The sequence below is a fragment of the Aeromonas sp. R1-2 genome (assembly GCF_040908505.1).
Classification (GTDB): domain Bacteria; phylum Pseudomonadota; class Gammaproteobacteria; order Enterobacterales; family Aeromonadaceae; genus Aeromonas; species Aeromonas veronii.
The window spans coordinates 50,999-76,987 of record NZ_JBFODU010000052.1 but is presented as its reverse complement, the minus strand read 5'-3'; the positions used below and the strand labels follow the sequence as shown (position 1 = coordinate 76,987).

At 59.6% G+C, this 25,989-nt stretch carries 20 protein-coding genes and 3 pseudogenes; 12 read left to right on the top strand and 11 right to left on the bottom strand.

All coding sequences use genetic code 11. From position 1 onward, the window contains the following. Positions 1-187 precede the first annotated feature (187 nt). Positions 188-2,206 (top strand): bifunctional tRNA (5-methylaminomethyl-2-thiouridine)(34)-methyltransferase MnmD/FAD-dependent 5-carboxymethylaminomethyl-2-thiouridine(34) oxidoreductase MnmC, encoded by a 2,019-nt coding sequence (gene mnmC, locus AB5Y76_RS18205; RefSeq protein ID WP_263717114.1) that lies wholly within the window; start codon positions 188-190, stop codon positions 2,204-2,206. 95 nt (positions 2,207-2,301) lie between these two features. Here the strand turns inward: mnmC and AB5Y76_RS18200 are convergent, their stop codons facing one another. Together AB5Y76_RS18200 and AB5Y76_RS18195 are read right to left on the bottom strand one after the other, a co-directional pair. Next, entirely contained in the window at positions 2,302-2,898 is a 597-nt protein-coding gene (locus AB5Y76_RS18200) for a DUF922 domain-containing protein (RefSeq protein ID WP_103252452.1), read from the bottom strand. 183 nt (positions 2,899-3,081) lie between these two features. Next, positions 3,082-3,546, bottom strand: coding sequence for a hypothetical protein (locus AB5Y76_RS18195; protein WP_263717113.1), 465 nt, complete (start codon positions 3,544-3,546; stop codon positions 3,082-3,084). Between the two features lie 195 nt (positions 3,547-3,741). Here AB5Y76_RS18195 and dcuC point away from each other — a divergent pair, with 195 nt between their 5' ends. The 3 genes from dcuC (at position 3,742) to AB5Y76_RS18180 (ending at position 8,662) form a co-directional block, all read left to right on the top strand. Next, on the top strand, positions 3,742-5,094 hold the full coding sequence (dcuC, locus tag AB5Y76_RS18190; protein WP_128815305.1) for an anaerobic C4-dicarboxylate transporter DcuC: 1,353 nt from the start codon (positions 3,742-3,744) through the stop codon (positions 5,092-5,094). Positions 5,095-5,185: 91 nt separating this feature from the next. Next, positions 5,186-6,832 (top strand): bifunctional UDP-sugar hydrolase/5'-nucleotidase, encoded by a 1,647-nt coding sequence (locus tag AB5Y76_RS18185; RefSeq protein WP_263717112.1) that lies wholly within the window; start codon positions 5,186-5,188, stop codon positions 6,830-6,832. Positions 6,833-7,018: 186 nt separating this feature from the next. Further along, positions 7,019-8,662, top strand: a complete 1,644-nt coding sequence (locus tag AB5Y76_RS18180; RefSeq protein ID WP_263717111.1) for a hypothetical protein — start codon at positions 7,019-7,021, stop codon at positions 8,660-8,662. A 196-nt stretch (positions 8,663-8,858) separates the two neighbouring features. Here the strand turns inward: AB5Y76_RS18180 and AB5Y76_RS18175 are convergent, their stop codons facing one another. Further along, entirely contained in the window at positions 8,859-9,902 is a 1,044-nt protein-coding gene (locus AB5Y76_RS18175) for an IS110 family transposase (protein ID WP_263717110.1), read from the bottom strand. Between the two features lie 61 nt (positions 9,903-9,963). On the opposite strand from AB5Y76_RS18175, the pseudogene AB5Y76_RS18170 reads away from it, so the two are divergent. Continuing rightward, positions 9,964-10,711, top strand: a pseudogene (locus AB5Y76_RS18170) (IS3 family transposase); the annotation flags it as partial. A 42-nt stretch (positions 10,712-10,753) separates the two neighbouring features. Here the strand turns inward: AB5Y76_RS18170 and AB5Y76_RS18165 are convergent. From AB5Y76_RS18165 to sixA, 3 genes are all read right to left on the bottom strand, one after another. Further along, positions 10,754-11,659, bottom strand: coding sequence for a DMT family transporter (locus tag AB5Y76_RS18165; protein ID WP_263717109.1), 906 nt, complete (start codon positions 11,657-11,659; stop codon positions 10,754-10,756). 164 nt (positions 11,660-11,823) lie between these two features. Further along, the gene (locus tag AB5Y76_RS18160) at positions 11,824-12,030 is read right to left on the bottom strand and encodes a DUF1107 domain-containing protein (protein WP_005336998.1); all 207 of its coding nucleotides are present in this window, start codon (positions 12,028-12,030) and stop codon (positions 11,824-11,826) included. 133 nt (positions 12,031-12,163) lie between these two features. After that, positions 12,164-12,631 carry a phosphohistidine phosphatase SixA gene (sixA, locus tag AB5Y76_RS18155; RefSeq protein WP_263717108.1) on the bottom strand — a complete coding sequence of 156 codons (468 nt, stop codon included), beginning with the start codon at positions 12,629-12,631 and terminating at the stop codon, positions 12,164-12,166. Positions 12,632-12,793: 162 nt separating this feature from the next. Here sixA and AB5Y76_RS18150 point away from each other — a divergent pair, with 162 nt between their 5' ends. Further along, a complete protein-coding gene (locus AB5Y76_RS18150; protein ID WP_263717107.1) occupies positions 12,794-15,580 on the top strand; it encodes an insulinase family protein in 2,787 nt (928 codons plus the stop codon). Between the two features lie 331 nt (positions 15,581-15,911). Here AB5Y76_RS18150 and AB5Y76_RS18145 read toward each other — a convergent pair whose 3' ends face one another. Further along, complete coding sequence (locus tag AB5Y76_RS18145; RefSeq protein ID WP_263717106.1) at positions 15,912-16,559, bottom strand: thiopurine S-methyltransferase; 648 nt, start codon at positions 16,557-16,559, stop codon at positions 15,912-15,914. Between the two features lie 461 nt (positions 16,560-17,020). Between AB5Y76_RS18145 and AB5Y76_RS18140 the strand changes: the two genes are divergently transcribed. Beyond that, the gene (locus tag AB5Y76_RS18140) at positions 17,021-17,524 is read left to right on the top strand and encodes a M48 family metallopeptidase (protein WP_005333421.1); all 504 of its coding nucleotides are present in this window, start codon (positions 17,021-17,023) and stop codon (positions 17,522-17,524) included. 26 nt (positions 17,525-17,550) lie between these two features. After that, positions 17,551-18,414 (top strand): DUF2927 domain-containing protein, encoded by an 864-nt coding sequence (locus AB5Y76_RS18135; protein WP_263717105.1) that lies wholly within the window; start codon positions 17,551-17,553, stop codon positions 18,412-18,414. Positions 18,415-18,590: 176 nt separating this feature from the next. Here AB5Y76_RS18135 and AB5Y76_RS18130 read toward each other — a convergent pair whose 3' ends face one another. Both AB5Y76_RS18130 and AB5Y76_RS18125 read right to left on the bottom strand, forming a co-directional pair. After that, positions 18,591-18,842, bottom strand: coding sequence for a DinI family protein (locus AB5Y76_RS18130; RefSeq protein WP_005352362.1), 252 nt, complete (start codon positions 18,840-18,842; stop codon positions 18,591-18,593). Between the two features lie 74 nt (positions 18,843-18,916). After that, positions 18,917-21,343, bottom strand: coding sequence for a DNA polymerase II (locus tag AB5Y76_RS18125; RefSeq protein ID WP_263717104.1), 2,427 nt, complete (start codon positions 21,341-21,343; stop codon positions 18,917-18,919). Between the two features lie 166 nt (positions 21,344-21,509). Here AB5Y76_RS18125 and AB5Y76_RS18120 point away from each other — a divergent pair. Then, positions 21,510-21,719 (top strand): annotated as a pseudogene (locus AB5Y76_RS18120) (YbaK/EbsC family protein); the annotation flags it as partial. A 5-nt stretch (positions 21,720-21,724) separates the two neighbouring features. Here the strand turns inward: AB5Y76_RS18120 and AB5Y76_RS18115 are convergent. Beyond that, positions 21,725-21,964, bottom strand: a pseudogene (locus AB5Y76_RS18115) (thiopurine S-methyltransferase); the annotation flags it as partial. On the opposite strand from AB5Y76_RS18115, the gene AB5Y76_RS18110 reads away from it, so the two are divergent. Continuing rightward, a complete protein-coding gene (locus AB5Y76_RS18110) occupies positions 21,893-22,078 on the top strand; it encodes a hypothetical protein (RefSeq protein ID WP_263717103.1) in 186 nt (61 codons plus the stop codon). The pseudogene AB5Y76_RS18115 and the gene AB5Y76_RS18110 sit on opposite strands and share 72 nt — an antisense overlap. A 168-nt stretch (positions 22,079-22,246) precedes the next feature. Here AB5Y76_RS18110 and AB5Y76_RS18105 read toward each other — a convergent pair whose 3' ends face one another. Next, positions 22,247-23,617 carry a leucine-rich repeat-containing protein kinase family protein gene (locus AB5Y76_RS18105; RefSeq protein ID WP_263717102.1) on the bottom strand — a complete coding sequence of 457 codons (1,371 nt, stop codon included), beginning with the start codon at positions 23,615-23,617 and terminating at the stop codon, positions 22,247-22,249. Positions 23,618-23,939: 322 nt separating this feature from the next. Between AB5Y76_RS18105 and AB5Y76_RS18100 the strand changes: the two genes are divergently transcribed. Together AB5Y76_RS18100 and AB5Y76_RS18095 are read left to right on the top strand one after the other, a co-directional pair. Next, a complete protein-coding gene (locus tag AB5Y76_RS18100) occupies positions 23,940-24,704 on the top strand; it encodes an SDR family oxidoreductase (protein ID WP_263717101.1) in 765 nt (254 codons plus the stop codon). Positions 24,705-24,755: 51 nt separating this feature from the next. Next, positions 24,756-25,583 carry a bifunctional transcriptional activator/DNA repair enzyme AdaA gene (locus tag AB5Y76_RS18095; RefSeq protein WP_263717100.1) on the top strand — a complete coding sequence of 276 codons (828 nt, stop codon included), beginning with the start codon at positions 24,756-24,758 and terminating at the stop codon, positions 25,581-25,583. Positions 25,584-25,989: the final 406 nt, after the last annotated feature.

Here is a 25,989-nt window from a genome sequence, read left to right as displayed (position 1 = left end):
TTTAACTCTCTCATTGATGAACTGACGTACTAGCTCTACATCTTCACCACTGGGGATGGCCTGTGAGACTGACCACTTTGAACCGCATCGCATCCGAACGAAGGACTTTCCGGTAGAAGAACGGCGGGTAGTTACGTCAATGGCTATTCGCTGAGGATTGGAATTCACGTAGAATGCCCGCGATTTTGTGACGCGAGCCGAGGAAAACGTGAGTCAAACATCCTTACATCATGCCCGATTGGACTGGAATGAAGCGGGAACTCCTGTCTCCAGTGACTTCGGGGATGTGTACTTTTCCAATGATAACGGTCTAAGTGAAACCCGCTACGTCTTTTTGCAGCAAAACCGGCTACCTGCGCGATTTTCGCACCACGATAGTGACAGTTTCGTGATAGGTGAAACAGGTTTCGGCACAGGTCTTAACTTTCTGGCGACAATGCAAGCCTTCCTGGAACAGGCGCCTCAATCAGGCAATGGCTCCCGTCTGCACTTCATCAGTTTCGAGAAATACCCCCTGACCCAAGACGATCTGCGCAAGGCGCTGGCCGCCTGGCCTGAACTTGGCCACTTTAGTCAGGATCTTGTCGCCCAGTGGCCGCTGCCAGTCTCCGGTTGCCACCGCCTGCATTTTGCGGGCGGGCGCATTCGCCTCGATCTCTGGTTTGGCGATATCAAGGATATGCTGCCGCTGGTGCCTCACCGGGCAGAGGGGCTGGTGGATGCCTGGTATCTGGATGGTTTCTCCCCGGCCAAGAACCCGGAGATGTGGACACAGGATCTGTTTGACGGTCTCGCTCGCCTCGCTCGTCCCGATTGCTCCATCGCCACCTTTACCTGTGCCGGTTTTGTCCGTCGCGGCCTGATTGCCGCCGGTTTTGCCATGAAGAAGGTGAAGGGCCACGGTAGCAAGCGGGAGATGCTGGTGGGGGATCGCACCGACAAGCAGCCGCAGCATACCATAGTCCCCTGGTATGCCCGTCCTGCCGGACGCGCTGGCGAGGTGGTGATCATCGGCGGCGGCATCGCCTCGGCCATGACGGCGCTCTCTCTGGTGGAGCGGGGTCGCAAGGTGACGTTGCTGTGTGCAGATGGCGAACCGGCCACCGGCGCCTCGGGCAACCGCCAGGGTGCCCTCTATCCACTGCTTAACGGCGAGCACGATGCGCTGTCACGCTTCTATTCGCTCGCTTTTGGCTATGCCCGCCAACGGCTGCTGGCGTTGGCCGAACGCCATCCTATCGCTTTCGAATTATGTGGAGTGACCCAGCTCGGTTATGACGACAAATCGGCAGCCAAGTTGGCGAAAATGAACCAGGGCCCCTTCCCGTCCGAACTGATGCATCCCCTCTCTACAGCAGAGGTAAAGCAGGTGGTTGGCCTGCCTTGCGGCCACAGCGGCGTCCGTTACCCGCTGGGGGGCTGGCTCTGTCCGGCCGATCTCACCCGAGCAGCCATCAAGGAGGCGCAAGCCCGTGGTCTGCTGCAGGTGGAGTACCACACCCAAGTAAGCGCCATTGCCGAGCAGGCCGATGGCTGGCAAGTAGAGAGCCAGGATGGCCGCCACTGGCAGGCCCCCAATCTGGTGGTCGCCGCCGGTCACCAGTTGCCAGCACTGCTCCCCTTTGCCGAGCTGCCGCTCTATCCGGTGCGCGGTCAGGTGAGCCATGTGCCGACCACGGCCAGCTTGAGTCAACTCAACACAGTGCTCTGCTACGATGGCTACCTCACACCTATGCACAACGATCAACACTGTATTGGTGCCAGTTATGGCCGCAACCAGAGCAGCCTTGAGTTTCGTGCCGAGGAGCAAATCCAGAATCAGGTGCGGTTGCAAGCCTGCCTGCCGGAGCAAACTTGGCCCGCCGAAGTGGATGTGAGCGGCAACGAGGCGCGCGTAGGGGTGCGTTGTGCCAGCCGGGATCACCTGCCGGTGGTGGGGCCAGTGGCCAGATTGCAAGGTCTGGCGGATCACTATGCGCAGCTGCAGCATGATCAGCACAACGCCCAGCCGCTCCCCCTTCACCCCGGCCTCTATGTGCTGGGGGCGCTCGGTTCTCGGGGTCTCTGCTCGGCGCCGCTCTGTGGCGAGCTGCTCGCCAGCGAGATCTGCGGCGATCCCCTGCCGCTGGCCGCCGATCTGCTGGAAGCGCTCCACCCAGCCCGTTACTGGGTGCGCAAACTGCTCAAAGGCAAGGCGCTGGTCTAAACCGGACTCTGCAAGCAAATAGAATGGCCGCCCATCGGGCGGCCATTCTATTTATCAAATCGTGCGATGCTGGATATTGCGTCTTGAGATAGCGCTCACTTGGGCCAGTGCACCCCGAGCTGTTCGCCGTAACCTGTCTGACGCTGGAATCCGTCGAGCCGTCCCTTGACCTTGCTCAGCTCGCCACTGCCCGCAGCCCACGCGGCATAGCGCAGTGCCTGGCAATCTGCATGACCGGGTAATCCCGCAATGGCGCCACCCACCTGATTGGCCCCTTGCAGCACCATCTCCTTGAAGCGAGATTCGTAGTCAAACATGCTGGAGAGCAGCCGCCCCCAGCGCTGGCGGGCAGGATCGTTACTGTTAGCACTCTGACGCCAGCGGGGCAGCAACACGGTGGCGTTGGTGGTCACCGTCACCCGGTTGAGCTGGCAGCGCCCCGGCAACTGCTCGGTATCCAGCTGCCAGTCCACCTGATAACTCGCCTTGCCGAGTACGGGCTTGCCATTCACCTTGGGAGCACTCTGGGCAATCGCCCGGGCAAGCTGCTCCGGACTGGTTGCATTGACCTCATAAAAACGGACATTGATGCGGGACTCTGGCACCACTTGCGGCCGGCTCGGCTGAGCCTGACTCATCAGGGGCAACAGCAACAACCCGACCCCCACTACTCCATAAACCTTGCTGACCATGCCAGACTACCTTCCTTGATTGCACGGGCGGAGTACCAACCTTGGTGAACCCCACCGCCACACAGATGACGGGTATAGCCTATGTGTGACGACGAGGCGGCGCAATACAATGATGCGTCCAGAAATCAGAGCACGCTCACAGGTTGCGTGAGCAGAGTATGGCACAAGGGCAAAACTGTATTTTTATTGAGCATGACGGCTGATGCGCTGCCAGTCGAGGTGATAGTTTTTCACATTGATGTCATGACCATCTATCTGAATAAAATGATCATTTTTAAGGCGGTTGGCAAAAAAGTCCTGATCTGCCCCCTCATTGAGCCACAGCTCGCAAAGTCCCCGTTTTCCCTCTTTGGCATAGAATCTCGGAGTAACCAGCAGCGCGACTCCATCTACCCGGATGGCATGACGGGCCAGGCAGTTTGCTTCCGTGGTTTTGGATGCCAGCGCGGCAAAACGGGGTCTGTTCCCCTCGGCAACCACCAGAACGCCGTAAGAGTGAGGAGCCATGAGACGCCGCATGGCGACCGCCTGATGAGGACCGGTTTGATGAAAACCGTCATTGGTTACCGCAAACACGCAAGTAGGTGAAAATAGCATCGCAAGCAGGAAAATAGAGCGTTTAATGCCTAAAAAATCACCAATCACCATATAAAAGCCTCAAAAGACAACCAAGGCTGGCAAGAGTAGGTAGCCAAACCCGCTGGGTAAAGTACCTTTACCTTTCTTTAATTCTGTTCATGGGGTTAAACGTTGATTTAGCTCACACAACATCCTGTTTCCAGTCGCCACTCTACCCCTATCGGAATAGACTCCCTCCACTCTCATCCAATCAGAAGGCAACATATGCTGGAACTCATCGTTGGCACCCTGATCACCCTGGTGGTGGGCCGTGCCATTTTCAAAGGATACTCCGCGACCGGGGTGCTGCTGAGCGGCGGCTTGCTGCTGCTGGTCATCACCGCCATGATGGGCAAGCCGGTACTGCCGAGCAAGGTGGTCAGCACCGGTTATATCGCTACCGATATCTTCGAATACGTCCGCTTCCTGCTCAATGACCGTGGCGGTGGACTGGGGATGCTAATCATGGTGCTGTGCGGCTTCGCCGGCTACATGAGCCATATCGGCGCCAACACCATTCTGGTCAAGCTGGCCAGCAAGCCGCTCGGCATCATCAAGTCCCCCTATATCCTGCTGGTGGCTGCCTATCTGGTGGCCTGCGCCATGTCGCTGGCGGTGAGCTCCGCTACCGGCCTCGGCGTGCTGCTGATGGCCACCCTGTTCCCGCTGATGGTCAACATGGGGATCTCCCGTGGCGCGGCGGCGGCCGTGTGCGCCTCGCCAGCCGCCATCATTCTGGCACCAACCTCGGGTGACGTGGTGATGGCCGCCCAGGCCGCCAACATGCCGCTGCTGGACTTTGCCTTCAAGCTGACCCTGCCCATCTCGCTGGTGGCGATCGCCTGTATGGCGGTGACCCACTTCTTCTGGCAGCGCTACCTTGACCAAAAATCCGGTGAGCACAACGAGCCGGTCGCCCCGGGTGATCTGGTGACGACTGCGCCTGCCTTTTACGCCATCCTGCCCTTTACCCCCATCATCGGGGTGCTGGTGTTTGACGGCAAATGGGGTCCGCAGCTGGATATCGTCACCATCATCGTCATGTGCATGGTGCTGGCCAGCCTGCTGGAGCTGGTGCGGATCCGCAATGGCAAGGAGCTGCTGGACGGTCTGCAGGTCTGCTGGCGCAACATGGCTGACGCCTTTGCCGGTGTGGTCATGCTGCTGGTCGGTGCCGGTGTCTTCGCCCAGGGTCTGATGACCATCGGCTTTATCGACACCCTGCTGGCTCACGCGCAGGATCTCGGCTCAGGCGGCCTGATCATGATGCTGTCACTGGTGGTGATCACCACCCTGGCCGCCTTCACCACCGGCTCGGGCAATGCCCCCTTCTACGCCTTCGTGGAGCTGATCCCCAACCTGGCCAGCAGCCTTGGCATCAACCCGGCCTATCTGGTGATCCCGATGCTGCAAGCCTCCAACCTGGGTCGCACCATTTCGCCGGTCTCCGGGGTAGTGGTCGCCTGTGCGGGGATGGGCAAGCTCTCGCCGTTCGAGGTGGTCAAGCGCACCAGTATGCCGGTCGCCGTCGGCCTGCTGGTGGTGATCGTCGCCACCCAGATCATGGTACCCGCCTGATCATTGACCAGCCCGGCACCCTGTCGGGCTGGTATCCTCCCCCCCCTTTGCAGTAGACTCGGTGCTCATTTTCCCCCTAAGGAGGACCGAGATGAGTATTACGGTTCAACTTGCCCATTTCAGTGATTGCCACTCCCACTTCGATGGCGCGCCCATGAGCTTCTCCCCTGTCGGTGAAGGCCAGTGGCGCACCCAGTGCGGCGGTTATGCCCGGATCCTGACCCGACTGACCCAACTGCGTGCCCAAGCCGCAGCAGCCGGCCAGCGTTTTCTGTTTCTGCACGGTGGCGACTCCTTTCAGGGCTCTCTCTATTTCAACCGCTTCAAAGGGCGCGCCAACGCCGACCTGCTCGCCATGCTGGCCCCCGATGCCATGGTACTTGGCAACCACGAGTTCGATCTGGGTAACGGCCCGCTGGTGGAGTTCTTGCGCCAGCTCGATTTTCCGGTGCTGGCCGCCAATTTGGACAACAGTCAGGAGCCAGCCGACACGCCGCTTGGGCTGTGGGATATTCCCCACCTCTACGACGCCCATCAGCCCTGGCATCGTCGGGTGATCGACGGGGTTCCCTTTGCGCTGCTCGGCATCACCCTCGCCCAGATGGCTGCCATCGCCAACCCGGATCCCCACACCCGTTTCCACGCGGTCGCCGACACCCTCACCAGGGTGTTGCAGGAGATCAAGCGCGAAGGGATCCAGCATATCGTGCTGCTGAGCCACCTCGGGCTGGATCAGGACAAGCTGCTGGCAGAGCGCTTCCCCGAGCTCAGTCTCATCATCGGTGGCCATACCCACAGTCTGCTGGGGGATCTCGCGCCGCTAGGTCTGCCAAGTGAAGGCAGCTATCCGCTGATGAACAACGGGGTGGCTATTTTGCATGCTGGCCACAGCGCCCTCTGCCTCGGTGTTTGCGAGCTCACCTTCGATGAGGCGGGCCGCGTCGTGCAGAGTCAGGGTCAGCTGGAGTGGCTCCCTTGGCTGCCCTGGCCGTACGCCTCCACCCCACCCGCCGGGCTCACCTTCTGCGAGCCGGATCCACAGCTTGAACAACATCTGGCCAAACGCTATCGGCCGGAGATTGAAACCATGAGCCAGCGCATCGTCACCCGACTGGCGGCGCCACTGCCCCATCAGCGGCTGCCGGATGCCACCCTGCCCCACGGCAGCCAGCTCGCCCCGCTGGTGGCCCGCGCCATGCTGACCGCCGCCCGTGAACAGGTAGGCGAGGTGGACTTTGCCCTGCACAATGCTGGCGGCGTGCGCTGCTCGCTGGAGCCGGGCCCCCTGAGCGAAGCAGATATCGCCGGTCGCCTGCTGCCGTTTGCCATTCCCCTCACCCTCTATCGGGTGCACGGTCACGAGTTGGCGGAGGCGCTGGAGAATGCCATCGACAACGCCACCAACAACGGCGTGGTCGGCAATGGCAACGGCAGCTTCCCCTACACCGCAGGGGTGCGATTCACCTATCAGGCCGATCGGCCCAAGGGTCAGCGCATCACCCGACTGGAGTGGGAAGCAGCCCCCGGCCAGTGGCAAGCGGTCAATGCCGAACAGGTCTATCGCGGGGTGTCGAGCGCCTATACCGCCTCCGGCAAGGAGGGTTACACCGCACTGGCGCGCACCCTGACCCAGCACAATCAGGAGCTCGGTATCACCTTGGCCGACGCCTTTATCCGCTGGGCCCGTCACCTGCCGACACTGGAAGCGCAGCCGCCCCTGGTTGAGTACTTCAGTTGATATCGGAGGGATGCTTTGCCACATCCCCCTGACGGCCAATATTGCCGCAGCCAGCGCCCGGTTCCCTGCAAGAACCGGGCTTTTTCGAGAATATTTGCCCCACACGGGCCTGCCCCATTGCATCGCACTCACTAGCTCGGCAAGATAGGCCCGCTTTCAAGACCAGCTGCAGGAACAGGCGACTTCATGAATCACTCCATCCGTTTCACTCCCCCTCGCGTCAACCCGGGTATCAAGCCAGCCATTGTGCTGCTGACCGCCTTGCTGGCGCTGCTCTTCTGTCTGCGCAACCCGCTCTTCCACGCCATGGCGCCAGGCTTTGATGCCTCGCTGTTCGCGGTGATGGGCAAGATGTGGAGCGAAGGTGGCGTGCTCTATCGCGACATGATCGACATCAAGGGGCCGATGATCTTCGCCCTCGATGCGCTGGGCTATCGAATGGGGGGGGTTGTCGGGATCTGGGCGCTGGAGTGGGTGCTCTGCTGGCTCGGACTGCTGGCCAGCTGGCAAGCCTTTGCCCAGCTTGGACTCTCGTTCAAGGCGCGTCTCGGCGCCATGCTGGCGGTGCTGGCTCTCTACGGCACCCGTTACTACTACGGCAACATGACTGAGGACTGGACCTTCCACCTCGCCCTCATCGCCCAGTGGGCCTTCATCACCCTGCTGCTGGACAAGGGATTTCGCTGGTGGCCCGCGCTGGCGGCGGCTCTCACCTTCGCCATCGTCGCCTGGATGCGCACCAACAACGGCGCCTTCTGGGGTGCCTGGTATCTGGTGCTGTTCTGCCACTGGTGTCTGCACGAAAAGTGGCGTGACGCCATCTTGCTGCTCATCTCCAGCCTGCTGGGGTTGGCGCTGATTGGCGGCCCGCTTTACGCCTACTTCCAGCAACATGATCTGCTGGCGGCCTTCAAATACTACGCCTTCGACATCTTCTTCGAGGGGAGCTACGGCAACGGCTTCTCCCCCATGGTGGGCGCCGTCGGCCTGCTGCGCACCGGCCTTGTGATGCTGCTGCCCGCCTTCATCATTCTGATGTTGAGCCGCCGTCAGGAGTGGTATCTGCCCGCCCTGCTGGCGACCCTGTTTGGGGTGCTGTTTACCCTGATCGCCAACTCGGTCTCCGGCCATGTGTTCGATCACTATGACGTGCTCTATCTGCAACTGGCGGTGCTGCCGCTGGCGGTATTGCTGGATCGCAGCGAACAGCAGGCAGATGCCATCGGGCTGCTCTGCATCTCGCTGGTGGTGCTCACCGCCAGCTGGCTGCTGGCCCAGCAGCTCGCCTTTGGCTGGAGCACCAAGGAGTGGTCCCTCGAGCGGGTCAACGAGGTGCTCGGTACCAGCCTGCTGTGGGCACTGCCGGTGCTGATCCTCATCCCCCTCTGGCGCGCCTGGGATGTGCGCAGTGCCACCCCCTGGCTGGCAACGCTGGCCATGCTGCTGCTGATGATCAACAACGCCTGGGAAGGCACCCTCAAGGGTCGCCCTTTCAATCCGGCCGCGCAGGTACGGGTTGATCGCATCAAGGCCGAGACAGTCCCGAGCGACAAGATCTGGGTCGATGGCATCCAGCCGCAATATTATCTCTGGACCGATCGCCAGCCAGCGTCCGCCTACCTCTTCTTTGCCAACGTCAATCCGCCCTATGACGTGCGCGAGCGAGTGCTGGCCGATATCCAGCGCCAGAATCCGAAGTTCATCATCGCCAAGCCGGATCGGGTGAGCGAGGAGCTGAAAAAACCGAGCACCCCTTCCCATCTCGCCTTCTATCAATACCTGACCAGCCACTACGAAGAGGTGGATCCGGGTCTCTATCGCCGACGCTGATCGTCAATACGCCCCGCAGGGCGGCCATTGTTGCAATGGCCGCCTTTTTTATTGGCTCTGTTTGCATGAGGCGCTGGGGCACCCCATGCAACACGTAATTGGGACATAGCCTTTATTTAGCCAGGCTGCAACGTCGTGGGGTGAACGCTTCTGTCATCTGTTTTTGGCTCGCAAAACCGGGTATGAGTTATATCTGTTAAACAGCTGAACTTGTGTTGGGATACGGTTGGTAATCCCTGCCGGATGTCAGTACTTTCCAGCAAATTCGCATTATCTTGTTGGCCAAGGCGATAAGGACCACATGATGGTGATGGCCGGCCTCCAGCCTGGCGACCCATTCGCCTAACGATGATTTGTCACGCTTCATGTGAATTTTCAGCGCTTTGGTGCCCTGAATAACCATTTGCCTTAAATAGCTATTGCCACGCTTACTGATCCCGCCGAGCGAAGATTTTCCGCCCGTTGAATATTGCCTGGGGACCAGCCCCAACCAGGCTGACAGGTCGCGGGCTTTCTTGAATTGTGAGCCATTGCCAATCGCGGCAATCAACGCGGTTGAGACAATCGGTCCAATGCCGGGGACGGTACTGATTTTTTGGCACAAACTTGATGCGCTTGAGGCTTGTCCGAGCATGAGGCTCATGTCATCAATCTGAATATCCAGCTGTTGCCACCGTTCTCTCAGACGCAATACCAGAGCGCGGATAAAGTCAGGCAAGCCATTCTCGGCATCTTCAAGGATCGTCGGCAGAGAGCGCTCGGAGACTTTTCTGCCGACTGGCACGGTGAGCCCATATTCCAGCAGCAACGCTCGCATCTGATTGACAGTGGCGGTACGTTCGACGATGAAACGCTGACGGACGCGATGAGTCGCCTGCAATGCCAATTGTTCATGAGATTTCAACGGGGCACAGCGCATAGTGCCTCTGCTACCAGCCTCGGCAATGGCGGTGGCATCGTTGAAGTCATTCTTGTTCGATTTGAGGTAGGGCTTAACAAATTGAGCGGGAATAATCTTGGGCTCGAACCCCGCCTGTTGGAACAGGCGCCCCCAGTATTGCGAACCAGGACATGCCTCGAAGGCAACCCGACAGGGTGGGGTCGTACTGATGAACTGTTTCAGTTGTGAACGAGTGAGCTTTTGCTTGGTCAATACATGCCCCATGCGATCCATCGCCACCAGGTGAAACCAGTTTTTGCCTAAATCGATACCGTAAATGTAAATCTGCGCTTGAGTCATGATGAGCCTCCTTGATGCTGGCTCCAGCATAGCGGGGTGGATGGAGCAGACCATCCCATTAGGCTACTGCTCTCTTGATGGCGGACGAGTTCACACGTACGCGCTGATAGACCGATTAAGGGAGCAAGCCCCCATCACTCTGGTCTGCTGCGCCTTCGATGTTCCCACCTCCTGTTTTTACGATTATCTGGCTCGCAGGCGGACGATTAACCGTGAACGTATGCAACAGCGCTGTGAGTTGCGCCGTTTGTTCAAAGAAAGCCGGAACTCAGCGGGCAGCCGCGCTTTGATGTCGATGATGCGAGAGTTGGGGTATCAGATTGGCCGATTCAAAGTACGTAACCTGATGAAGGAGGCCGGGTTGGCATCCAAACAGCCGGGCGTACACCGTTATAAGGTGGCACGGTCAGAACGACCGGACATTCCCAATCTGCTGGCCCGAGAATTTGATGTCCAGCAACCCAATCAGGTGTGGTGTGGCGATATCACCTACGTCTGGGCCGGTGGTCGCTGGCATTACCTGGCAGCGGTTCTTGACCTGCACACCCGGGGGGGCGATGTCTGATAAGCCTGATGCAGAATTGGCCATCAAAGCACTGGAAATGGCATATCAGCAACGAGGTTGCCCATCTGGCGTGCTGTTTCACTCCGACCAGGGTAGTCAATACGGCAGCCGGGCATTTCGGCAACGACTGTGGCGTTATCGCATGACCCAGAGCATGAGTCGGCGTGGCAACTGCTGGGATAACGCCCCGATGGAACGGTTATTCAGAAGCCTGAAGTCAGAGTGGCTCCCGGCGACGGGATACCGCCAGCAAAAGCCGATATTTGGCCTAACCAAGTATCCGGATTTAGTTAACCACTACAACCCGGCGGCGACCCACCACCACCGGACGCACCAGCAGCTGTGCCAGCAAGACCCCCAGCAGGGTCAGCCCACCCCCGATCAGGTGATAGCTGGTCAACCGCTCCCCCAGCAGGATGATGGCAAGGCCAGCCGTCATCACCGGCAGCAGGTTCATAAAGATGGCGGTACGGTTGGCACCGAGCAGAGCGATACCCTGCATCCAGAGCCAGGGCGAGAGCGCCGAAGTGGGGATCCCGGCATAGAGGATCAGCCACAGGGCCCGCCCATCCGGCCACTGGCCATCCACCAGCAAAAAGAAGGGGGTCAGGATCACCACACTGCAGATCACCTGACCGTAGAGCAGCGACCAGTTGTCGAGCCTCAGATCCCACTTCTTGAGCAGCACACTGTAAAGGGCGTAAGTACCCGCCGAAATCAGCATATAGACAGAGCCGATATGAATGCCTTGGGTAAACAGCCGGGTAGGATCTCCCTGCCCCAGCAAGATAGACAAGCCAAGGATGGAAAGCAGCGCCCCCAGCACGGCGCCCCAGGTGGGCCGCTCGCGCAGCAGCCAGATGCTGAACAACACGGTCAGCAGCGGCGTCAGTCCCATCATCAACCCCATCTCGGTGGCTCCCAGGGTTTGCGCCGCGTAGTACCCAAAAGTCTGGTTGAGCACCATGCCCAGCGAAGCCAGCATGGCGATCTGCCAAAAACCGGCACGAATGCGGGCACGCGCACGCCATACCCGACGGGCTAGAAACGGGCTTAATACCAGCGCAGCCACCATCCAGCGCGACCAGGCCAAGGCTGCAGGGGACAACACACCAACCGCCAGTTTACTGACGATGCCATTGCCAGCCCAGATGGCAATGCAGGAGAAGGGGAACAGAAAGGCAAGGGGCATGAGAAGATCCAGACCGAAGAGACAACAGCGGGCCAGTATAGGGGGCGATGGGAGATAAACAAAGGTGTGGGCCTGAACAGCCACGCGGTAAACGCCAGTCGCCAGAAACAAATATGCCCGCAAAAGTGCGGGCATATCAGTGCAGAAACAGGTTCAGAAGCGCATCACGCGGCATCCATGTGCAGTCTGGAGATCAGCTCGTTGACCTCGGTGACTGTCTGGCGGTGGGGAATATCCGCCGGATTCGGCATCAGCAACAAACCGGATTGGAAATCAAACCGCCCCCGACCATGGATGTAAATCCGACCTTTAAAGAAGGTTTTGACATGCTTTGCCACCATCAGTGGCAGGTACTTCTTGAACACTCTCATCGTTTGCAACCTCTTGCAGTTGTATCCGTATGACAGCAGCTTCTGCGAATTAATTCCGTAAAGTACTTATAAAAATCCGGAAAACTCGCCCATCTCTTCCCAAAAAATTCAACCTATAACTTTTTATTAACTTTTAGCCTATTGTATGCGGCCCTTCGAGCCAGAGCAAGGTTCCTTTGCCATCGTGCCACTCGATACAGGCGATGCCCGAGGTGGCGAACATGGGTGCTCCTGCGGCCGGGCAGAGGCTTTGCACCAGATAACCCACCAGCGGCAGATGGCTGACCATCAGGATCTGGCCATGTTGCTCAGCCAGAGTGGTGAGGTAGCTGGCCACGAAAGCGGGATCACCATAAGGGGTAATGTCGCCACTCTCTTCAACGGCTGCTGCGTCAGGTAATTCACTGCATATGGCTTGCCAGGTCTGGCGTGCCCGCAGATAGTTGCTGTGGATCACCCGATCCAGCGGGCCAATCAGCTGAGGCGCCAGCCAGCGGGCCATCTGGATAGACTCTTCAATACCCTGCTCGGTCAATGGACGCTGTTCATCTGTTTTCGCATTCATGCCAGCCTGGCCATGACGCATGATATAGATCTTCATTACAACCTCGCCCAACGGGCCTGTTTTGATAGCCGGGGGATCTTACCCCGCCACGGGTGTGGAAACAATTGCGCTACCTCTCAGAAAAGGGTTTGCCTGACGGGATAGCGGGGTCGATAATCATGTTTAAATTCAAATAAATCCAACGTGAGTCACACGCCAATGAGCCCATATGCCAGTCCCAATGACCATCGGCAATACCATTTTCTGGAGCTGGCCAACCGGCTCAGGGTCTTGTTGATTTGTGATCCCGACACCGACAAATCTGCCGCCTCGCTGGCGGTCAATACCGGCCATTTTGACGATCCCGCCGACCGGCAGGGAATGGCCCATTTTCTGGAGCACATGCTGTTTCTCGGCACCTGCACCTACCCCAAGCCTGGTGAGTACCAGCAATTTATGAGCCGTCATGGCGGCAGCAACAACGCCTGGACCGGTACCGAGTTCACCAACTTCTTCTTCGAGATCGACAACGGCTTCTTCGAAGCAGGGCTGGCTCGCTTCTCCCAGTTCTTTATCTGCCCCACCTTTGATCCGGAGTGGGTGGACAAGGAGCGCAACGCGGTCGACTCCGAGTATCGCCTCAAGCTGCAGGACGACATGCGCCGCAGCTATCAGGTGCATAAAGAGACGGTCAACTCGGCGCACCCCTTCTCCAAGTTCTCGGTGGGCAACCTCGATACCCTGGCCGATCTGCCGGGACGGGATCTGCGCTCCGACCTTATCCGTTTTTACGAAAGCCACTACAGCGCGGATCGCATGGCGCTGGTGATGATCTCGCCGGAATCCATCGATACCCAGTTGCAGTGGTGCTGTCGCTACTTTGCTCCCATTTTGAATCGCAATTTGGGAACCCCGACCCTCACCATGCCACTCTACCGGCTCGACGATCTCGGCGTGCGCATCCACATCAATCCGGTCAAGGAGACCCGCAAGCTGTCGCTCTGCTTCCCCCTGCCCAATGTGGACGAGTTTTACGACAAAAAACCCCTCACCTTCCTGAGTCATCTGATTGGCTACGAGGGGGATGGCAGCCTGCTCTCCCTGCTCAAGGCAAAAGGTTGGGTCAACCAGCTCTCTGCGGGCGGTGGCATCAGCGGCGCCAACTTCAAGGATTTTGGCGTCAACTTCGGCCTCACACCTCTGGGCCTTGAGCATGTGGACGACATCCTCGCCGCCCTGTTTGGCTATCTGAAACTGATTGGCCGCGAAGGGCTGCAGAGCTGGCGCTATGACGAAAAACGGACCGTACTCGAATCGGCGTTCCGTTTTCAGGAGCGCGGCCGCCCCCTCGATACGGTATCGGGGCTGGTGCTCAACCTCTTTAGCTACAAACCAGAGGATCTGCTCTACGGCGACTACATGATGCGCGAATATGACGAGGGGCTGATCCGCCGCTTCCTCGCCAAGCTCACCCCGCACAATTTGCGTATCACCATCACTGCACCGGAAGTGGCGACCGATCGGCTGGCCCGCTGGTATCAGACCCCCTACAGCGTGGCGACCATTACCGAGGCCGAGAAAATTCGCTGGCAGCAGAGCGAACCGGATCCGGCGCTGGTGCTGCCCAAGCCCAACCCCTTTATCAGCAGTAGGCTCGATCCGCGCACACCCGAGCTTGCCGCCGACATGCCCGCCTGCCTTATCGATCGCCCCGGTTTTCGCCTCTGGCACCTCCATGAGCACCTGTTCAGCGTGCCCAAGGGCAATCTCTATATCTCCATCGACAGCGAACATGCAGTCAAAAATCCGCGCAATATCGCCATGGCGCGCCTCGCCGTGGAGCTGTTGGCCGACCATCTCAACGCCCTCACCTATCCGGCGGAGCTGGCGGGGCTGGGCTATCAGATCTATGCCCATCAGGGGGGCTTTACCATCAACCTGAGCGGCTTTGCCGACAAGCAGCCGCTGTTGCTCGACATGATCCTCGGCAACCGCACCCTGGGGTATCCGGATCCGGGTCGCTTCGCCGAGATCAAGGAGCAGCTCATCCGCAACTGGGACAACCAGTCCAAGGCGCGCCCCATCTCCCAGCTCTTTAACCAGCTCACCAGCCTGTTGCAACCCAACAACCCGCCGTTCGAGCAGTTGCTGCGTCACCTGCGCACCGTCGAGCTGGAAGAGATGCCCGGCTTCGTGGCCCAGCTGTTTGGCGAGGTGCATGTCGAGGCACTGGTGCATGGCGACTGGACTGCCGCCGAAGCGCTGGAGCTGGCCGCCCTGATGGAGCGCCACCTGAGCGACATCAATGGCACCAGCAGCAAGCCGAGCGGCGAGACCCGCCGCCCGCTCATCTCCATTCAGGACAGAGGCACCCTTATTCGCGAGCAGGGTTGCGATCACGAAGACTCGGCGCTCTTGGTCTATTACCAGTCCCGCACCACCCGGGCGCGGGATCTCGCCTGCTTCACTCTGGCGAACCACATCATGTCCTCCACCTTCTTCCACGAGCTACGTACCCGTCAGCAACTGGGGTATGTGGTGGGCGCCGGCAACCTGCCCCTCAATCGCCATCCGGGCCTGATCTTCTATATCCAGTCGCCGGTGGCGGGGCCGCAGATCCTGCTCGATGCGGTGGAGGAGTTTATCGACCTCTTCCCGCTCGCCATGCTCGAATTTACCGAGCAGCAGTGGCAGGAGAGCAAGGCGGGACTGCAAGCCCAGCTGAGCGAGCGGGATGCCAACCTGCGCAGTCGCGGCCAGCGGCTGTGGGTCAGCATCGGCAACAAGGATCTGGGGTTTGATCAACGGGAGCGGGTCTGCGATGAGGTGGGCAAGTTGAGCCGCGCCGATCTGGTGCGCTTTATCACCCAGCTGCGATCGCGCACCTCCGATCGGCTGATCCTCTGCAGCTATGGTCAGGGGCACGAACATGACGAGCGGATCACCGGCCAGTTTATCGACGACCCACGGGCATTTCGGCTCAATGCCGCCACCTTCGAGGCCTGATCAGACCTCGCACTCCCCCGTTTTTCCTGCCCACGGCAAATCGCAGGCAATAAAAAGCCGACCCATCTGGGTCGGCTGGAAAAACCATAACAATTGCGACCAAAGCCGCCAAAAGTGAACATGAGCGTGAAAATCAGACACTGAGTTGCTGATCAGCAAGCGGGAAAGACCCGATACTCGCTTTGCAATGCCAACAGTGATTGAGAAACAGCCTCATATTAGGCACTCCCCCCGCCAGTCACGTTGATCTACGTCAAAGGAGGTAGCGAAGAGCATGCAGCCCGATGATTTGTCGGCGCAGACCACCCTTTGGCCGCCCGTTAGCTGCCCGTTAACCCCGGCGAACCAGCCGGTAGGCTACCTCATCAAAGTAGGAGAGCTGACCCGACAACACCCGCGGGTGATCCACCTCGGCGGCGCGCCCCAGCACCTCGATACGAAAATCGCGCTCGAACAGCGCCCGCACCTCTATCTCACCCACCGAGAAGGGGGGCTGACTCTGCTGCTCAGGCTGATATTCAAGGGTCACCAGCAGGATCTGGCCACCGGTCTCGACTAGCGAACTGATCAGGGCCGCATACTGGCGGCGCATCGCGGTCGGCAGGGCGATCAGCGCCGCGCGGTCATAGACCAGCCGGTAACGGCGGCCCAGACTGGAGGCGGCGAAAAAATCCCCCTGAAAAATGCGCAGGCTGTCCACCTGATGGCACTGATAAGGGCCCATTTCGCTCACGGTCGCGGCGAGCTGGTTTTCACTGAAGAACTGGCTGACGGCAAGGCTCGATAGCTCGAAACCGTCGACCGGATGGCCCTGAGCGCTCAGCCAGAGCATGTCGCGGGACTTGCCGCACAGGGGAACCAGCACCGGCTCGTCCGCTTGCTGGGCTGACCACCAGGATTGCAGCCAGTGGTTGAAGTCCGCCTGATGAAAGCCAATTCGGTTCTCTTCCCAACGCTGATGCCAAAACGCAGCTTCCATCGTTATTACCCTTTTGTACTAAAGATGCCTCAATATCACAACTTAACCGGCACCGCGCAACCCTCTGCCCTGCCCTTTTTGCCGCGCAGCCTCTGCCTGTTATCGGGCGAAAGACTGGGCTTCTCTTTGCCATGTGCCTCGCTGTCGCAATGAGCGCTATTGGCTGCGTTTATAACGTGCAGAGGCACACCAATCCATACGAACGAGTCATGCTGAATCGCCCCCAGTTCCCTAGATCTGACCTCTCTGTAGGTTATTCACTCTGGGCATTCCCGGAGAATTGGAGGCGCCAACCAAACTAATCACCCGAGGTACCCCAGTGAACAGCTATAAAAATGACCGATTAACCGCCTTCGGTCGACAGCTTCTTGTCTCTAGTATCCTTGAGCAGGCCCTGAGCGTTTGAAGAGCCCGCCCGAGATAACTACAATGACGCTCTTTTTGATGTAACGAGTAACACCATGGCGGAACTGACTTATCTGGGCGGCTATCCCGACCCCCTCAAGGCACAGGTACAGCAGCTGATTGCGGCGGGCAAGCTGGGGGAGATGCTGGCCAAACGCTATCCGGAGAGCCACCAGATCCAGAGCGACAAGGCGCTGCTCGCCTACACCATGGAGCTGAAGAACCGCTACCTCAAGAGCTCGGCGCCCCTGTCAAAGGTGGTGTTCGATGGCAAAATCAACGTGATCAAGGATGCCCTCGGCCTGCACACCTACGTCAGCCGGGTGCAGGGCAGCAAGCTCAAGGCCAAGAACGAGATCCGCATCGCCGCCCTGTTCAAGGAGGCACCGCCCCCGTTCCTGAAAATGATCGTGGTGCACGAGCTGGCCCATATCAAAGAGAAGGATCACAACAAGAGCTTCTACCAGCTCTGCCAGCACATGGAGCCGGACTATCATCAACTGGAGTTTGATCTCAGGCTCTGGCTCACCTGGCGCGATATCGACAAGGCCAACCGCTAGGCTGACAACCGTTTCAGGGAGGAAACATGTCATTTGCCGCCACCCCCTTTGGTGCCACGCGCTTTATTGCCACTTTGGTAATGGCCAACTTGGGCCGCGCTGCCCGTCCCCGCCGCGCGTCACGCGGGCTGCTGGCCCTGCTGCTTCTGCTCGCAGGCCACAGCGCCCGGGCCGATGAGCGCTGGCAGAGCGACAGCTATCTCACCGAGAGCTTTATGGCCATCGCCATGGAGCGGGAGTATGGCGAAGCCAGGCAGACCCGTTTTGCCCGCTGGCAGCAGCCGATCCGGCTGCAACTTATCAACGAGTCAGGTGACAAGCCGCTGCAGGCCGACGTGGTGAAGGTACAGGCAGCCCATCTGGCCCGTATCACCGGCCACCCCATCAGCATGGTGTCCGCAAAGCCCAACCTCACCCTGATCATGACCGACTACAGCAAGATGAAGAGCTGGGCCAACCGCACCATGGGGGGGGATCCATCGGTCAAGATGGCGCTCAAGGAGGGGCTCTGCCTTGCCAACTTCGCAACCAATGCAAAACACGAGATCAGCCGTGCCACCATCATCATTCCGATAGACTACAGCCGGGCCAAGGGACGCTTTCTCGACTGCGTGGTGGAGGAGTTCACCCAGGTGATGGGGCTGCCCAACGACTCGGACAAGGTGTTTCCCTCCATCTTCAATGACAACAGCATCGACAGCTTTTTGACCGGGCTGGACTATGTGCTGCTCAAGATGGCCTATCACCCGGCCCTCAAAGCCGGGATGAGCAGTGCCGAGATCCGCGCCGCACTGCCCATTGCGCTGGCCGACCTGCGCGCTAGGGGGGAGATCCGCGAAGCCAATCGCCGGGTGCAACAGCAGAGCCTGAAAAGCTGGGCGGGGTTGTAACGGGCCTGGCTCAACCCAGAGCTAGAAAAACCACCGCGAGCCTCTCACCACCCACAAAAAACGCAGCCACCTGGCTGCGTTTTTGTTGTCCGGGGATCAGCGGATCATTCGCGGGCATGCCCGTTTATCAGCTACCCATTTATCCAACGCCCGAGTTATCCACTGACAGTGCGGGATCAGGAGGCGACGTTCTCTTCCGGCATCCAGCTGTCGGCGTTCTCCCACACCTCCTGCACCATGGCTTCGGCCAGCTCTTTGTCTTCCTTGCTGGCACGGCTAACGGTCAGGGCCATGGCACTGCCCGGTGCGACCCGCACATGGATGTCGGGGAATTTTTCGCCAAGCTGCTTGAGCAGCTCCTGACGCAGCGCCTCCATGGTCGAGGTCGGGATCTGATGTTTTCTGTCGATGATGATTTCAAGACGCATAGGAAACTTCTCCATGATTTATAACTGTATTTTTATACAGTATTTATGGGAAGTAAAGTGCCATCTTGCACCAATCAGAAAAGATCCAGCTGCTGACCACAGATCCGGTCGAACGACTCGCCGATAAAGGGCAGGATGGCATCGGCAATGGGCCGCAACTGCTTGTCTATGTAGTGTTCGTAATCGATGGCACTGCGCCTGTACTCCAGCGGCTCGGGGCCATTAAGGGTCATCAGATAGGCGATGGCGCCCCGATGCTGATAGCGCTGGGGCAGACCACGGCGCAGGTTCTCCTCATCGGCCAGCCGCGCCGCCCGCACATGGGGCGGCACATTCTTCTGATACTCTTCGAGCTTCTGGCGTAGCCGTTTGCGGTAGATGAGCAGATCGTCGTGACGACCGGCACGAGTCTCATCCACCATGGTGCGCACATAGCCGCTGGGATCTTCATCGTGAAATACCAGCTCATAGAGGCGGGTCTGAAACTGCTTGGCCAGCATGGTCCAGTCGGTACGCACCGATTCGAGCCCCTTGAATACCAGCTGTTCACTCCGCTCACTGGCTTTGCCAACCAGCCCCGCATAGCGCTTCTTGCTGCCCTTCTCCAGCCCGCGGATGGTGGGCATCAGAAAGCGGCGATAGTGGGTCTCGTACTGGATCTCGAGATAGCTCGGCAGATCGAACTCGCGCCTGATCAGTGCAGCCCAGTTATCGTTGATCATTTGCGCCAGTCGCTGGCCAATCTCGTCCGCCTCATCCGGGCTGGTCTCGCGCCCCAGATGGACAAAGGTGGAATCGGTGTCACCATAGATCACCTCGAACCCCTTCTCTTCAATCCACTCGCGGGTCTGCTGCATGATGCTGTGACCACGCAGGGTGATGGAGGAGGCTAGGCGCGGATCATAGAAACGGCAGCCCCCCGACCCCAGCACGCCGTAGAAAGAGTTCATGATGATCTTGATGGCCTGGGAGAGCGCCTTGTTGCTGGCGGCCTTGGCCCGATCCCGCGCCGCCCACAAGGTAGCGATGAGATCCGGCAAGAAGTGCCGCTCGCGGGAGAACATGGCGCCGCGAAAGCCCGGAATGGCGTGCTCGGGATGCTGCAGCCCCTCGATAAGTCCCATGGGGTCGATGCAGAAGGTGCGGATGATGCTGGGATAGAGGCTCTTGAAATCGAGCACCAGCACGTGGCGATAGAGACCTGGTTTGGAGTCCATCACATAGCCGCCGGGGCTCGCCAGCCCACCGTCGGCTGGCAGATTGGGGGCCACGTAGCCGCCACGATGGAGCCGCGGCAGATAGAGGTTGGTAAAGGCCGCCACCGAGCCCCCTACCCTGTCCAGCTCAAGACCAGTGAGGGAGGCGCGCTCGATGGCAAAGGGGATGAGATGGCAGTAGTCGAAGATCTCCCACACCAGCTTGCAATCTTCCAGGTTATAGCGAGCTAGCGCCTCCTTGTCGGAGTGGAACAGCTCGGTGATCTTCTCCCCCCGATTGGCCACATCCTCGATATCCTTGCCACGGCCGAGCAGTTCGCTCGCCACCGCATCCAGGCTGTAGCTGGCAAACTGCCAGGTGGCGCTTTTCAGGGTATCGATGCCATCGAGCACCATGCGCCCGGGGATAATAACGTTGCCGGTCTGGGGATCGCCCCGTGACGAGCGCCAGAAACAGAGCTCGCGCCCCCGCCCAAGCCGCAGCCTCCGCTTGTTAAGCTCGGCGCGGCGCAGCAGCAGGCGAAAGTCAAAATTGACCACGTTCCAGCCAATCACCAGATCAGGGTCATGCAGGCTGAACCAGCTCTCCAGGGCACTCAGCAGGGCGCTCTCGTCCTCTACCCACTGGACCTGGGTGCCCCAACTCTCGGCATCCGCCTCCGGGGTGCCGATCATGATGACCCGCGCATCCTGCTCGCTGTAAAGACCGACCGAGAACAGCGCCCCGTCCATGGCGCACTCCACGTCGAGGGACACCCAGGAGAGGGTCGGTGTCACCGCCTGCGGCGCGCAGCGTGCCTCGTTGACCTCCCAGTATCCCTGCTTGCCCCCCTTTTTTACCACCCGGCCATCGAAGCACACACCAGCGGTGATGAAACGCTCCATCAGAAACCGCTCCGGCAGCCGGATATCCGCCTCGAAGTGCTCCAACCCGCGAATAAGCAGCAGCTCGATGGCTCGGTGAAAGGCACTCAGGGTAGCGAAATAGCAGCCCACCACAGGGCGGCCATCGAAGGTGTGCATCGGCAGGCGGCGAAACCGCCCGCTCACCCCGGCCCCCTTGAACAGCTCGGCGGCTTCTGCCATATGGCTCTGCGGCAAGAAGAACACCAGCTCCTGCCCCGGCACCACCAGCCGCACCGGCCCCTGCGCGCTCCAGAGCCACATCACGATTTCGGTGGTTGCAGGCAGCCCGTTGCGGCCGCGCACGTCCCGACCGTGGCGGGTCAGGATAAAACCGTCGAGGGGCGGAGTGGCGGGTACGGTGGGCTGGGTTGCAGTCATGAAGCATAAAGGGGCTGTCCGAGAATGGGACTATTGTACGTTCATACAGTGCCTGCTCGCAATCATCACGCTGGCTGCGGGGCGGGAGTCAAACTGGTAAGCTCGATCCGGTCATTATTCCCGCCCATCCCGTTCTGACCACTCTTCGCCGACAAAAGGAGTCTTTGTGGCAATCTATTCCCTGCTGGATCAGCTGGCTATCCCCTACCAGCGTTTCGATCATCCCCCCGTGTTTACCTGTGAGGAGGCGAGCAGGCTACTGCCCGACCTACCCGCCGCCAAGACCAAGAACCTCTTTTTACGCGAGCCGAAAAGCGAGCGGCTGTTTCTGGTGGTGAGTCCGGAGGAACGCCGGGTCGATCTCAAGGAGCTGGCGCTCGCGGCGAGCTGGTTTTCACTGAAGAACTGGCTGACGGCAAGGCTCGATAGCTCGAACCCGTCGACCGGATGGCCCTGAGCGCTCAGCCAGAGCATGTCGCGGGATTTGCCGCACAGGGGAACCAGCACCGGCTCGTCCGCTTGCTGGGCTGACCACCAGGATTGCAGCCAGTGGTTGAAGTCCGCCTGATGAAAGCCAATTCGGTTCTCTTCCCAACGCTGATGCCAAAACGCAGCTTCCATCGTTATTACCCTTCTGTACTAAAGATGCCTCAATATCACAACTTAACCGGCACCGCGCAACCCTCTGCCCTTCCCTTTTTGCCGCGCAGCCTCTGCGTGTTATCGAGCGAATGACGGGACATCCCCTTGCCCTGCGCCTCGCTGTCGCAATCGGCGCTATTGGCTGTGCTTATAACGGGCAAGGCACACCAATCCATGCAAATACGTCATGCATTTATAGCCATTACTGAGAGAAGGGAATGACGTTGGCAGGCCAAAACGTGCCCGCCAACGCCAGAAAGATCACGACAGCGTGGCGCGAGCAGCCGCCAACTGACGCTCGATATAAGCAAAATCGGGGCGTTCGGCGGGGAGTTCCGAGAGACAGGCCGCTTTGAGCTGATGCAGCCCATCGAGCTGTGAGCCTTGCGTATCGCAATGGGCCAGCAGCTCCTCCAGCAGGCAACCAAATGCGCGCACTTCCAGTCGCTCAAGGCCCACGGCCCGCTCGCGGTCGCAGCGGTCATACAAAGAGGCGGCGCCAAAATCCCCGAGCAGGGCGCGAGCCAGCGCGTCAGGCCCGCGGGTAAACAGAATATTGTGGCCGTAGAGATCCCCGTGCATGATGCCCGCGCGGTGCAGATGGCCCGCCACCGAGGAGATGCCGTGGGCCATCGCCAGCGCATCCGGCACACTCAGGCGCAACCCCTCGGGATAGACATCCCGGGTGCAGGAGTCCAGGCTCGGCGGCCCGGCCAGATTGGCAAAGGCCGGATCGATCAGCTCCATTACCAGCGCCGGAATACCGGAGGGGTGATCCGCCACCTTGCCCATCACCTTGATAAGGTTGGGATGAGTGCCCGCCGCCAGCGATACCGCCATCTCGCAGCGGGGCAAGCCATCGCTGGTCACCGCCCCCTTGAACAGCTTGACCGCCACCTGACTGCCAACGCCTCTATCGCTCGCCTGAATCACTGCATCAGCAGGATTAGCCACAAGGGTGGCGCGATGGATAACGCCGGATGCTCCCTGCCCCAGCAGCTCGCCCAGCGCCAGCGTCTCCCAGGCAAGGGGTTCGACATGGGCATCATTGATGGCCCGCGCCTCCGCCCCTTCGCTAAAGGGGTTGCCGGAGTAGGCAAGCCATGAAAGGCGAGGCAGCGAGAGCAGCCACTCGGGGAAGCATTCGATGCGGTTGGCAGCGATACGCAGCAGCTCCAGCTTGCGGCAGTTGGCAAGGCTGGCCGGCAGCTCGGGCAGGCGGTTGCCCGCCAGCATCAGCTTTTGCAGGGCGTCGCACTGGCCCAGCTCATCGGGCAGCTGCTCAATTGCGTTATCGGTCAGGATCAGCCAGCGCAAACCGGCGGGCAGCGCCTTGGCCGAGACAGTGACAATCTGGTTGGCCTTAAAGCCCACCATGGTGAGCGCCGGGCAACGCCCCAGCACCTCGGGCAGCTCGGTAAATCGGTTCTCGGAGCAGAAGATAATGCGCAGTTTGCCAAACCCGGCCAGCTCGTCAGGGAGCGTACTTAGCTGGTTGCCGGTGAGATCCAGCACCTCCAGCGTCTCTTTCAGGCTCAAAATCTCGCTGGGGAACTCCGTCAGGTTTTCAGAAAGCTTCAGATGGCGGGCACCGCACAGTTCACCTGCGCGCAGCTGTTCCAGAGTATGCATAACCGTTTCTCAATCCTGATGATCTGCCTGATGGCACAGCGACCATCAGCGCACGCCGAACTCGGGTCCGGCGATTTTAAAGGGGGGCATTATAAAGAATTCGGGGCGCAGTTCTCCCCTTTTGTTGCCGCGAAGGCCTGTATCGACATGTCGCAAAACGACTTGGGAACAAAGAGAGCAAGATTCGGGTCGTTCCAGCGAGGAGTGGTTGCCATAGTGGGGGCCAAACCCAAGTCGGTTGGAACCTATTGGGGTTCTAATCTACTGCCAACCTTGTGCGCCTCTAAATCTGACGCACAGCACACTCAGCGAGGGAACTGCCATGTCATTACTGTCCAACAAGGTCGCCATCATCACCGGCGCCAGCTCCGGCATCGGTCGCGCCAGCGCCATCCTGTTTGCCCGGGAGGGAGCAAGTGTCGTCGTCGGCGCCCGCCGCCAGCCCGAGCTGGATCTACTGGTGGAGGAGATCCGCCACGAGGGGGGCCAGGCGGAGAGTCTGGCGGGAGATGTGAAAAGCGAGACTTACGCCCGCGATCTGGTGGATCTCGCGCTGACCCGTTTCGGCGGGCTCGATATCGCCTTCAACAACGCCGGTACCACAGGCATGCCGGGCAGCGTAGAGCAGCTTGAGCTGACGCAGTGGCAGGAAATTCTGGATACCAACCTCACCAGCGCCTTTGTGGGAGCCAAGTACCAGATCCCCGCCATGCAGGCGCGCGGCGGCGGCTCGCTTATTTTTACCTCTACCTTTGTCGGCCATACCCTGGGGCTGCCCGGCATGGCGGCCTATGCGGCGAGCAAGGCGGGCCTCATCGGTCTGACCCGGGTGCTGGCTGCCGAGTATGGGGCACAAGGGATTCGGGTCAACGCCCTGCTGCCGGGGGGCACCGACACCCCGATGGGACGGGCCTTTACCGATACGCCGGAGAGTCTCGCCTTTGTGCAGAATATGCATGCCCTCAAACGGCTGGCCCAACCGGAGGAGATCGCCCGCTCGGCCCTTTATCTCGCGTCCGATGCATCCAGCTTTACCACCGGCATTGCCCTGCTGGCCGATGGTGGGGTATCAATTTGTCGCACATGACCTTGTCGCCCCCAAGATCCTGCGACCGAAACCTTATCGTGAGAGCGCCTTATGTCTGATTACGCCCGCATCGCCGATGCCATCCGTTTTATCGCAAGTCAGGTGGAGCGCCAGCCCACTCTGGACGAGATAGCGGCGCACGTGCACTTAAGTCCCTTTCACTTCCAGCGGCTGTTCAGCCGCTGGGCCGGAGTGACGCCCAAACGCTATCTGCAAGTGCTGACCCTGGAGCGGGCCAAGGCGCTGTTGCAGGAGTCGCGCCCGCTGCTTGAGGTGGCCGATACCCTGGGCCTTAGCAGCGGCTCGCGGCTCTACGATCACTTCGTGCAACTCGAAGCGGTAACGCCGGGCGAGTACAAGCAACGCGGGGCCGGGCTGGTTATCGATCACGGGGTGCACGACACCCCCTTTGGTCAGGCATTCGTCGCCCTGACCCCGCGGGGGGTGTGCAACTTCTCGTTTCTCGATGAAAAGGCCCCAGAGACGCCGCTGGCCGCCCTCGCCCACAGCTGGCCTGCGGCAAGGCTGCAAGAAGCGCCATCACGCACCCAGAACATCATCAACACCATGTTCGATGGCAGCAAGGCGCCGGATCGCCCCATCTCCTTGCACGTGAGCGGCACCAACTTTCAGATCAGCGTCTGGCGGGCGCTGCTGCAGATCCCGCCCGCCAAGGTGGTGAGCTACGCCCAGGTGGCGAGCGCCGTCGGCAATCCCAAAGCCGCCCGCGCCGTGGGGCTGGCGGTGGGCGCCAACCCCGTCGCTTTGATGATCCCCTGCCACAGAGTCATCCAGCAAAACGGCAGACTCGGCGGCTATCACTGGGGCGAAACCCGCAAACAGGCGATACACGCCTGGGAAGCGGCGAGGTATGAGTGAAGGTGGGCTTTTTCTGTCCGCCTGATGAGGAACACAGGCATCTTGGTAATGAGTCAGCAGACAATCAGGCAGCGCCAGACAAGCGTGTGGCGATATAAAACGGGGACATAAGAAGAATCGGGGCGCAGATCGCCCCGTTTGTTGCTTTGGCAAGGCTCAGCGCTCAGCCGCCCCACCCCAACAGATTGACGAAAAGACGTAGGGTGCAATCAGCGCAGCGCATTGCACCATTTGTCGAGCGGCTTTAGTGCAAGGAATGAGGAACAAAAGTAGAGGTGCAATTTCATTGCACCCTACGACAATTCTCTGATTAACATCACGAGGAGTGAACAACGCAATAATGAAACAGCCCCCCTTTAAAAACTTAAATCAAAACATAGTAAAAAATGCTACGCGTTGCGAATCC

Bases quoted from the DNA above. Each gene is read 5' to 3' on its own strand.
- AB5Y76_RS18200 (WP_103252452.1), bottom strand. From the start codon at position 2,898: ATGGTCAGCAAGGTTTATGGAGTAGTGGGGGTCGGGTTGTTGCTGTTG.
- AB5Y76_RS18195 (WP_263717113.1), bottom strand. From the start codon at position 3,546: ATGGTGATTGGTGATTTTTTAGGCATTAAACGCTCTATTTTCCTGCTT.
- dcuC (WP_128815305.1), top strand. From the start codon at position 3,742: ATGCTGGAACTCATCGTTGGCACCCTGATCACCCTGGTGGTGGGCCGT.
- AB5Y76_RS18185 (WP_263717112.1), top strand. From the start codon at position 5,186: ATGAGTATTACGGTTCAACTTGCCCATTTCAGTGATTGCCACTCCCAC.
- AB5Y76_RS18180 (WP_263717111.1), top strand. From the start codon at position 7,019: ATGAATCACTCCATCCGTTTCACTCCCCCTCGCGTCAACCCGGGTATC.
- AB5Y76_RS18175 (WP_263717110.1), bottom strand. From the start codon at position 9,902: ATGACTCAAGCGCAGATTTACATTTACGGTATCGATTTAGGCAAAAAC.
- AB5Y76_RS18165 (WP_263717109.1), bottom strand. From the start codon at position 11,659: ATGCCCCTTGCCTTTCTGTTCCCCTTCTCCTGCATTGCCATCTGGGCT.
- AB5Y76_RS18160 (WP_005336998.1), bottom strand. From the start codon at position 12,030: ATGAGAGTGTTCAAGAAGTACCTGCCACTGATGGTGGCAAAGCATGTC.
- sixA (WP_263717108.1), bottom strand. From the start codon at position 12,631: ATGAAGATCTATATCATGCGTCATGGCCAGGCTGGCATGAATGCGAAA.
- AB5Y76_RS18150 (WP_263717107.1), top strand. From the start codon at position 12,794: ATGAGCCCATATGCCAGTCCCAATGACCATCGGCAATACCATTTTCTG.
- AB5Y76_RS18145 (WP_263717106.1), bottom strand. From the start codon at position 16,559: ATGGAAGCTGCGTTTTGGCATCAGCGTTGGGAAGAGAACCGAATTGGC.
- AB5Y76_RS18140 (WP_005333421.1), top strand. From the start codon at position 17,021: ATGGCGGAACTGACTTATCTGGGCGGCTATCCCGACCCCCTCAAGGCA.
- AB5Y76_RS18135 (WP_263717105.1), top strand. From the start codon at position 17,551: ATGTCATTTGCCGCCACCCCCTTTGGTGCCACGCGCTTTATTGCCACT.
- AB5Y76_RS18130 (WP_005352362.1), bottom strand. From the start codon at position 18,842: ATGCGTCTTGAAATCATCATCGACAGAAAACATCAGATCCCGACCTCG.
- AB5Y76_RS18125 (WP_263717104.1), bottom strand. From the start codon at position 21,343: ATGACTGCAACCCAGCCCACCGTACCCGCCACTCCGCCCCTCGACGGT.
- AB5Y76_RS18105 (WP_263717102.1), bottom strand. From the start codon at position 23,617: ATGCATACTCTGGAACAGCTGCGCGCAGGTGAACTGTGCGGTGCCCGC.
- AB5Y76_RS18100 (WP_263717101.1), top strand. From the start codon at position 23,940: ATGTCATTACTGTCCAACAAGGTCGCCATCATCACCGGCGCCAGCTCC.
- AB5Y76_RS18095 (WP_263717100.1), top strand. From the start codon at position 24,756: ATGTCTGATTACGCCCGCATCGCCGATGCCATCCGTTTTATCGCAAGT.